General features: G+C 68.2%; 8 protein-coding genes and 2 pseudogenes. 3 read left to right on the plus strand and 7 right to left on the minus strand.

The window, feature by feature from the left end:
* Nucleotides 1-102: 102 nt before the first annotated feature.
* Nucleotides 103-642: pseudogene (locus AC07EJ_RS45800) on the plus strand (NAD-dependent epimerase/dehydratase family protein); the annotation flags it as partial.
* A gap of 113 nt (nt 643-755) precedes the next feature.
* Here the strand turns inward: AC07EJ_RS45800 and AC07EJ_RS45805 are convergent.
* Nucleotides 756-1253: an ArsR/SmtB family transcription factor gene (locus AC07EJ_RS45805; RefSeq protein WP_478886524.1), complete on the minus strand. Its 498-nt coding sequence runs from the start codon at nt 1251-1253 to the stop codon at nt 756-758.
* A gap of 74 nt (nt 1254-1327) precedes the next feature.
* On the opposite strand from AC07EJ_RS45805, the gene AC07EJ_RS45810 reads away from it, so the two are divergent.
* On the plus strand, nt 1328-2647 hold the full coding sequence (locus AC07EJ_RS45810; RefSeq protein WP_389491630.1) for an MFS transporter: 1320 nt from the start codon (nt 1328-1330) through the stop codon (nt 2645-2647).
* 326 nt (nt 2648-2973) lie between these two features.
* The gene (locus tag AC07EJ_RS45815; RefSeq protein ID WP_389491631.1) at nt 2974-3096 is read left to right on the plus strand and encodes a hypothetical protein; all 123 of its coding nucleotides are present in this window, start codon (nt 2974-2976) and stop codon (nt 3094-3096) included.
* 360 nt (nt 3097-3456) lie between these two features.
* On the opposite strand, the gene AC07EJ_RS45820 is transcribed toward AC07EJ_RS45815, so the two are convergent.
* The 6 genes and pseudogenes from AC07EJ_RS45820 to AC07EJ_RS45845 form a co-directional block, all read right to left on the minus strand.
* The gene (locus tag AC07EJ_RS45820; protein WP_389489585.1) at nt 3457-4032 is read right to left on the minus strand and encodes a hypothetical protein; all 576 of its coding nucleotides are present in this window, start codon (nt 4030-4032) and stop codon (nt 3457-3459) included.
* 91 nt (nt 4033-4123) lie between these two features.
* Nucleotides 4124-5103: pseudogene (locus AC07EJ_RS45825) on the minus strand (IS5 family transposase).
* An 82-nt stretch (nt 5104-5185) separates the two neighbouring features.
* Nucleotides 5186-6040 carry an alpha/beta fold hydrolase gene (locus AC07EJ_RS45830; RefSeq protein WP_389489583.1) on the minus strand — a complete coding sequence of 285 codons (855 nt, stop codon included), beginning with the start codon at nt 6038-6040 and terminating at the stop codon, nt 5186-5188.
* A 70-nt stretch (nt 6041-6110) separates the two neighbouring features.
* Nucleotides 6111-6686: an alpha/beta hydrolase gene (locus AC07EJ_RS45835; RefSeq protein ID WP_393588783.1), complete on the minus strand. Its 576-nt coding sequence runs from the start codon at nt 6684-6686 to the stop codon at nt 6111-6113.
* Nucleotides 6687-6998: 312 nt separating this feature from the next.
* Nucleotides 6999-7196, minus strand: a complete 198-nt coding sequence (locus AC07EJ_RS45840) for a DUF6381 family protein (RefSeq protein ID WP_389489581.1) — start codon at nt 7194-7196, stop codon at nt 6999-7001.
* A gap of 528 nt (nt 7197-7724) precedes the next feature.
* Complete coding sequence (locus AC07EJ_RS45845) at nt 7725-8831, minus strand: hypothetical protein (protein ID WP_478886525.1); 1107 nt, start codon at nt 8829-8831, stop codon at nt 7725-7727.
* Between the last annotated feature and the right edge of the window lie 324 nt (nt 8832-9155).

Here is a 9155-nt window from a genome sequence, read left to right on the forward strand (position 1 = left end):
GCGACCCGCTACGACAAGACCGCCGAGTCCTACCAGGCAGCCGTCACCCTCGCTTCGCTCCTGATGTGGGCGTGACATTTGAAGACAACTCCTAGGGCATCGGTGCCGGTTCCTCGAACGTGGGGCCCAGTTCAGCGAAGCCGAGAAGCCGATCCGGGGACGCCCAGGTCGGTGTACGCCAACACCAAGCTGCGGGGCGAGCACCAGACAGCCCTGGCCCTGGGCAGTGCCGATGGCTCGTACGCAATCGTGCGGTTCTTCTCCGTCTGCGGAGAACCGCAGGTGGTCAAGGAGAACAGCCACAGCTCGGTGGTGGCCTGGTTCGCCATGCGGGCCTCGCCCGGGCTGCCGTTGCACCTCAACGGCGGCGGATGTCAGGTCCGGGACTTCGTGCACGTCGACGACATCGCCGATGCGCCCCTCCTGGCGGCCATCACCGAGGGCGCCGGTGGGGCGACACTCAACATCGGCACCGGCCGCACCACATCGATCAGGCAGGTCGCCGACCCGGTGCGCCGCCACTATCCCGACGCGCAGATCATCGAGGCCCCCGGCCGCAGGGCGACCCGCTCGGGTGCCTGCGCCGACACCACCCGCATACGTCGGATGCTGGACTGGGTCCCGCAGGTGGACATCGAGGACGGCACCCGCCGCTACCTGAATTGGCTGGAGCGGACCCCGGGGGCGATCGCGACCGGTCAGGGCCGGGTCAGATCGTCAGGGCCGGGTCGCATCGTCAGGGCCGGGTCGCATCGTCAGGGCCGGTTCGGGTCGGGGTGCACCACGATGAAGAGCGACCAGGCGGACGAAGTCGGGTCGTCCGGGCGAGCGGCGAACTCCTCGAACAGGGCGCGGAGCCGGGTCCGGAACTCCTCCATCTCCGCCGGCGGCAGGCGCAGCCCGAGCCGGGTGCTGTCGACCTCGGCCGCGGGGGCCAGGGCCAGCTCCTCCAGGAACGCGTCGAGCATCGACCGGTCCTGCGCGGCCGCATCGAGCTGCCAGGACTTCCGCGTCGCCAGATAGGGAATCTCCCGTGCGCCGCGCGCACCGCGTCGCTCCTCCTGGGCCTCCAGAAAACCAGTGCGCACCAGCGTCCTAGTGTGGTGCAGCACGCTGGCGGGATCGCCGCCAAGGATCGCCGCGATCTCCTTGTTGGTGCGCGCCTCGCCGAGGCAAATGCGCAGGATACGCAGGCGGAGTGCGGAGGCGAGCGCCTTCGCCTCCGCGTCGGTCGCCAGCCGGCGTTCGGTCATGGTCAGCAGCCTACTGAAGGGCCGGGAGGATAAGTGATTGACAAAACCCAATCACTCTTCCACGGTAGTTTCCCATGACTGCTCCCGAGCGCTCGCCCGACCGACCGGCTAACCGCGGCGGACTGTGGCGGCACGCCGACTTCCGTCGACTGTGGGTCGGTGAGACGGTCAGTCAGTTCGGGACAATGGTCAGCCAGTTGGCGCTTCCTCTCGTCGCCATCCTGGTGCTACACGCCAGCACCTGGCAGGTCGGGGTGCTGGCGGCGTGCGAGACCGCGGCGTTCGTGGCGGTGGGCTTGCCGGCCGGCGCGTGGGTGGAGCGGATGCGCTTCCGCTGGGTGCTGATCGTCAACAACCTGGTTCGGGCCGCCCTGCTGGCCTGGGTTCCGGTGGCTCAGCTCCTCGGCGTGCTGACGATCGAGCAGTTGTACGTGGTCGCGCTCGCCACCGGGGTGAGCACGGTCTTCTTCGACGTGGCCTACCAGTCCTACCTGCCCCAGCTGATCGACCGGGAGCTGCTGGTCGAGGGCAACGCGAAGCTCCAGGCCAGCGAGTCGGTCAGCCAGATCGCGGGCCCGAGCCTCGGCGGCGCGCTGATCCAGGCGCTCACCGCGCCCTACGCGCTGCTCGTCGACGCGGTGAGCTTCCTGTGGTCGGCCGCGTGGGTAACGCGGATCGAGGTCCGGCCGCCGCGCCCCGAGCGCAGCCCCGACCCCAACCTGCTCCGGGAAATCCGCGACGGTCTGCGGTTCGTGCTCGCCAACCGGATACTCCGCGCCATCGCCATGTGCACCAGCTCGGCCAACCTCCTCGGTTCGGTGATCTCTGCCGTCTTCTACGTGCTGCTCGCCCGCCAACTGCGGCTCTCGCCGGGCGTCATCGGCCTGCTCACCTCGACCGCGGCGGTGGGTGGCCTGATCGGTGCGCTGGTGGCCGGACGGTTCGCGGCAAAGGTCGGCCAGGGCCCGGCCATCTGGATCGCGAGCGCGGTCGCCGGACCGTGCGCGCTGGTCACCCCGTTCGTGCAGCGCGACTGGACGGTGGGGCTGCTCGCGGTGGCGCAGATCGCGATGTGGATGGGCATCGTGGTCTACAACATCAACCAGGTCAGCTTCCGGCAGGCGCTGTGCCCTCCTGGACTGCTCGGCCGGATGAACGCGACGATGCGGTTCCTGGTCTGGGGCACGATGCCCTTCGGGGCGCTGCTCGGCGGCCTGCTCGGCTCGACGATCGGCGTCCGCGGCACGCTGTTGGCCGGGGCGCTCGGCCAGTCACTCACCTTCCTGCCCGTTTTCCTGTCGCCGCTGCGCCGGATGCGCGAACTGCCGTCCTACGCTGAGCTGGCGGCGGAGGGGGACACCGCTGCCAGCCCGTTGGTGCCGAACGAGCCCTGAGAATGAGGCGAGTACATGCTCGGCACAATCAGCAGCCCAGAGCACCATTGACCTGTGGTCGTCCTTGCCGGACCTCATGCCGGCTCGATCGCCAGTGGTTTTTGGGCGAAGGAGGACTTGGTCGATTCCGCACGGCGAGCATGGGCCCATCCTGCCCGCTCGCCGTGCCGGGTGGTGGGGCAGGCTCCCGCCGGTAAGATCCGCTTCTGCTGATCGGCCTGTCTGCCCTGTCCGTTGCCGCCGCACGCCCGATCGTCCTGACCGCCTCCGAGCACCACCGGCTGAAGAAGGCGGCCTGAGGTCGTAAAACTCCCTACCAGGCCCGGATGCGTGCGCAGGTCGTGCTGCACGCCGCGCGCGGACACTCCAACGTGTGCACCGCCCGCGAGGCCATTCACGATCTCGACCGGATCACCGGCAGCGCCCAACAACCGGCGAAGCCGCACTGACCCACCTCAAAACAGGCGAGTTGCTCATCACGCATGGCCATTGTCGACTGCTGCTCGACCGATGCCACCGAAGCTCCTAACTGACCCTCAAAGAGCAACATCGACATCACAGCTCGCTCAAGCGCCGGGCGCTGTGGGATTCTCGGGTGCTGATCGATCCAGGCCAATCCGGGCTGGATCTAGGGCGCGTATCGGGTCGTGATCACTCTGCGGGATTCGGCTTCAAGTCAGGACTTGATTCAGCAGTTGCTCGGGAACCGTGGGCTGGTGGCTCTGCTGAAGGATGCCGGGGCCGCCACGCTGAACAGTGCCTCACCCCGGGCGGGGCGCCCTCGATCGGTGGCCGTCGGCATGGTGTGTTCAGGCGTGCAGGCGGTCGAGTTCGTCGGCGCGACGATGATCCTTCGGCCGTCCGATGGCCCGCCGCATTCGGATCAGGTCGTCAAGCGACGCGTAGCGGATCGTGAAACCGGAGGAGTCATCGGCGCCTTGTGCTCGGGCCAGGCAGTCGGTGACATCAAAGTCTCCCCAGGACAAGGCAGGCGTGCACAGGTCCCCGGCGGCACCGGTCACCTGGTATCCCACCTGGGCACGGTCGAGGTTGGGTAGATCGGTGCAGCCAGCCGCGGCGAGGGCATCTCGCAAGGCTCGGGCCTGCGCAGGTGTGCCGTCCCACAGCAGGTCGAGGTCCCCGGTCAGCTCGGCGGATCCGTGCATGATGCCAGCGACCTGGCCGATGACCATTGCGTGCGAGCCGACCTCGTGCAGGGCGCGCAGGAAGGGGATCGGGTCAAAACCGAGTGCCCCGTCCGTGGCGAATGTTCCGGTGAGGTCATCAGCGTCCTCCGGTCGGCACCCCGTGGCGGTACGGTCACGAGTGGCCTCTTCGATACGGCGGATGGCCTGACGAAGTCGCACCGCAGCATGCTCATTCATGCGGCTCATCCAACATGATGACCAGCCCAGCTTCGACCGGGTATCAGTCGGCCACGTGCGGCCAACACAGGCATCGTGTCACCTCGCTGGATCAAGGAGCGGTCCGCGTGAGGTCCTTGATCCAGATGATCGAGGCGCGAAGGCGGAGGCCAGCGAGGTAGCTCTCGGGTGTCTTGTCGTAGCGAGTGGCGATACCTTGCCAGGCCTTTCAGCTTGTTGATCAGGCGCTCAACGGTGTTGCGCTCTTTGTACAGGTCAGCGTCGTGGCTGACCGGCCGACCGCCCTTGTGGCCCTTCTTCTTCCGGTGGCAGCCTGGTCCTTCTTCTCCGGATGACCGCCTTGATCTGGCGTTTCCGCAGGTAGGCGCGATTGCCTCGGGACGCGTAGGCCTTGTCCCGGGCGACCGTGTCGGGTTGGGTGCGAGGACGGCCGACGGGCCCCGGACACGCACCTTCTCGAGCACGGGAATGAACTGCGGGCTGCCCGCGGCCTGCCTCGCGGTCAGGACGAACGCCAGCGCGCGGCACTTGCGGTCGGCGGCGAGGTGAACCTTGCTGGTCTGCCCGCCCCGCGAGCGTCCCAGGAGGGCAGCTTTCGGCGACGCAGGACGCGTCGTCGCAACTCCCACTCGGGATCCGCTTCGGCAACCTGCCCGTTTCGCTCCATGAGGCTGCCCCCTTTGACCTGACCTTCTTCTCCTCGGCGGCCGCCTCCTTCAGGACAGTGATCACATCTTGGCCCAGGTGCATCCCGGCCGCGTCGTGGTGGGCCCGGGCGGTGGTGGAGTCGATGCCGACCAGGGACAGGTCCACCTCACCCCGCTTCGCGGCTTCCGCGATCAGGCCCTCCAGCAGGACGACGAAGACGCCGGCGTCACGCCACTGCCGGAAGCGGTTGGTGACGGTCGACCAGGCACCGAACTCCTGCGGCATCTCCCGCAGCTGCCCGCCCGTCTTGAACCGCCAGATCACGCCCTCGAATTGCTGTCGCAGCCGCTCGGGGTACGGGCCGCACTCGCCGATCGACAGGTGCGACTCGATGAACTCCCAATCTGTGTCTGCCAGTTGCACTCGAGTAACGCAAGAGGATCTATCGGGTCAGGCCTCGGAGTGAGGGCGAATCCCAAAGATTGATCACGACTCGATACGCGCCCTAGGCGGTGAGGAAGGCGCGCATCGCCACCGCGATCTCCTCGGCGTGGGTCTCCAGGGCGAAGTGACCGGTGTCGACGAAGCGCACGTCGGCCTCGGGGATGTCGCGCCTGAAGGCCTCGGCCCCAGCAGGGAGGAAGAACGGGTCGTTCCTGCCCCACATCGCGAGCAGCGGCGGCCGGCTCGTGCGGAAGTACTCCTGGAAGGCAGGGTATTGGGCGACGTTGTTCGCGTAGTCGAGAAACAGGTCGAGCTGGATCTCGTCCGCGCCTGCGCGGGCGAGGTAGTGGTTGTCCAGCTCATAGCCGTCGGGGCTGACCCGTGTCTCGTCGGGAACACCGTGCGTGTACTGCCACACCGTCGTCTGCGGCTGCAGGAGGGTCCGGATCGCTTCCCTGTTGGCGGGCGACGGGTCCTTCCAGTAGGCCTGCACCGGGTCCCAGCCCTCGCTCAAGCCTTCCTCGTACGCGTTGCCGTTCTGCGTCACGATCCCGGTGATCCGCTCGGGGTGGCGAGTGGCGATCCGGAACCCGACCGGCGCGCCGTAGTCGAAGACGTACAGCGCGAAGCGCTCGAGGCCCAGTACCTCGGTCAGCCGGTCGATCACATTGGTGAGGTGATCGAAGGTGTAGTCGAAGTCGTCGCGCGCGGGCATGTCCGACTGCCCGAAGCCGGGCAGATCCGGGGCGACGATATGGAACCGGTCGGCCAGCAGCGGAATCAGGTTGCGGAACATGTGGCTCGACGACGGGAATCCGTGCAGCAGGAGCAGCGTGGGCGCGTCCGGTGCCCCTGCCTCCCGGTAGAAGACCTTCAGGCCGTCGATGTCGGCTGTGCGGTAGGCGATGTCGACCATTGCGCTTCTCCTTGCTTCCGGCTACTTCCGAGTCTCTTCGAAACGGCCGCCGGGCGCGGCCGCCTTGCCCTCACTGAGCGGTCGCAGCCACGGCTTCCCTCACGACGCCGACAACGACGTCCGGCGCCGTGACCATGGGCAGATGGTCGACGACCGCGGTACGTACCCGGGCCTGCATCCGCTCTGCCATGAACCGCTGTGTCTCCGCGGGGATCATGCGATCCTCCTCGGCCACCAGGAACCAGCTCGGCCGGTCCCTCCAGGCCGGGCGCCCCACCCGAGCTTCTATGGCGGCGGCGGCAAGGGGCCGCTGCGCGGCGGCCAACTGTGCGCGCTCTCGCTCCGTGGCGTTCTGGGCAAATACGTCGGTGAATGCGGGTTCGGGCAACCAGATGAAACCGTGGCGGTCGGGACCGAGCTGGGGAGCCCCGGGACGCGGTTTCGCCCGATAGAAGACGTCGCCCACTGTCTCGCCCTGATCCGGTGCGAGCGCGGCCACATAGACCAGCGCCGCGACCTTCTGGTCGTTCGTGGAGGCGATGACCGCGCCCGCGTAGGCGTGAGCGACCAGCACCACCGGACCGTCGACCCGTTCCAGCGTCCGGCCGAGCGCCGCGATGTCGTCTGCCAGTGAGGTCAGCGGCAGCTGCGCGGCAACCGCCTGCCATGTCTCCTCTGGCTACTCCGCCGCTACGGCGCCGCCCACGCCGGTGCCGCAGCGGCGCCGGGCAGGGCGCCGGTGGTGTCGTGGGAGGCGTTGCGGGTGCTGACTCGCGCGCACATCCGCCGGGCGTAGTGGCCGATCGCGCCCCTGTCGCCCAACCGCCAGGGCCGCACTGCGTGAGGGCCGCCGCCGGGAACGCGGGCGACTGAGCGGAGACAGCAGTGACCGGCCGGAGGCCTCTCGCGTGTCAGAAAGCCACGGAGGCCGGCCACCGGCCGGTGTCTGTGCTAGGAACTACCGGGACGACACCGTCGGGTCGATGTCCCGCGTGCCCGCACCGCCTGCATGCTCGCTCTGCTCCTTGAGCTGGCGGGCCTTGTCCTTCAGACGCTGACGCTCCTGCGGGTCAGTGGCACGTTCCGCGGCCTGTTCCATGTCCTGAACCTTGGCGCGCATCTGCTGGGCACGACCGGACTCGCCTGCAACGCTCATGATCACTCCTTAGGTGACGAGGAAGAGCGGGCCACACCAGCGAAACAGGCCTCGTCACCCCCGGCATCTCGAGCGGTCACCCACTGCTATGTATGCAGTTGAAAAGCCCTCGCGGAACGACTTGCGTGCCGGACCCTGCTCACGTTGCGGGGTGCTCTCGCTCAGTGGCTCCGGTCCCACGGGATCGGATACGAGACGGTCGGCGACGGCCGGGGCCGCGGCCCGTCCCAGTCCGGGAACTTCACCGGATGCACGACGGTCGACCCGGGCCGGGGCCCCCTCTTCCCGCCTGCGCTGCCGCTCCCTGGGGTGCCGACGAAGCCGACGACCAGCAGCGCGATAACGGCCAGGACACTCATCTCCCGCCGCGCACCGGCGCCCATCGCGAGTGCGCCCGGACCCTCACGCCGTCCGCACGGACGTACTCCTTCACGTGCACCGCCGGCTGCTCCCCGTCCAGACCCGGTGCACCCCTGCGCACACGGGACCCACCAGGAAAGCAGCTACCACTGACAACACATCAGGAGGCTAGAAGAGGTTGGCCGAAGTGCCCTGCGTCAGGTTCTCGAGGACCGTGCGCAGCCACGGGCTGCGCACGGCTGGTAGCCGGACCAAGGTGTGCTGGAACGTTCCCCGGTCGGCCCGGAACAGGTAGTTGGGGAGCAGCGGGAGTGGGTCGTCGCGGAGGACGTCTTGGGGTATGCGGCCTGATGCGGGAGTCGGCAAGTACGGCTGGGGAGAGACGAGCCACAGCCACACCCCCAGCGGCAGGGGCACCGGGTATGCCGACGCAGCCGGGCCGACGGGGGTCCAGGTCTGGCCTGTCTGGGGATGGACCGGTACGAGGAGGATGTCGACGCCCGCGTCCGGGGAGGGCCGTCCCGGTCCAGCCAGGACGGCACGCCGCTTCGAGGGGCCTGCGGGCAGCAGGGCGTCGAGCGCGCGTTGGAACACGTCCGCGGTCAGACCGCCCGGGACCTTCACCGGCTGTCCTTGGGAGGCAACCAGCAGGTGGGCGAGCGCCTGGCCGGCTGCCGCCTCCCATTGCGGGCTCCACGACCAGTAGTGGCTCGACCCCGACCGTCCTCCCCACGTGGCAATCGGCTCGAACGGAGGCGTTTTCTCCCCTTTCGCTGCCAGCTCCGCCCAGGAGAGAGGCGCATCGTGGATACCGTCGACGGGGACGCGGTGTACGGCGTCCGAGCTGAGCCGCACTGCCTGCCAGAGCGAGCAGTCGTCGACCCTGGTCGCCACGGGGAGGTCGCATACCTCGCAGGCCATGTTGGGCCCGTCGGCTCCGTCGAGGCCACAGCAGGCACCGCCGCGCTTCTCAGGAATCAGCCGGGTTCCACGGATGTCACCGGGCGCAATGACACTCGCCCCGGGCGGGCTGTCGGACAGGGCGTAGACCGGCGCGTAGATGCCGCGTGCCTCCGCCTCGCCCGGATCGATCTCGTCCCACATCCGCCACGGCCCTCCCCAGGGGTCCGCGTCCACGGCAAACGTCCCGGACTTCATGAGCACCGGAAGTTGGGCCCCGTTCCCGTACTTCTGACGGGCGTGGGCTGGCAGTGAGACCTGGGACAGCGGGGTGGTCAACTCGGCACCGCATCCCGCACACACGAATACGTACAAATATCCTCCGCCTGGGAAACAGACGCATCGTCGCAGCTCGCCGGCAGCCGGCCAACATGTTTTCTCATCCGTTGCGGGAGCGGCACCTGCCACCGTCGTGGAGTATCAACGCAGCGCGGGCAAGTGCCGGCCGCCGCCTCTGACTACGGCAAGCGACTCACTCGGTGTTCGAATTTCCCGGTGTGCTGTGGCGCCTTTCGAAGTGGTGGACATCTGCTGCCCATTCTCGGGTTCTGGCTCACTTTCCGTGAAAGGGACACGCTGAGTGACATTCGGACTCGGATAAGCCTCCAGGAAGTTGCCTGAAAATGACCAGTGCCGATC

Source organism: Streptomyces sp. NPDC045026 (assembly GCF_056432625.1).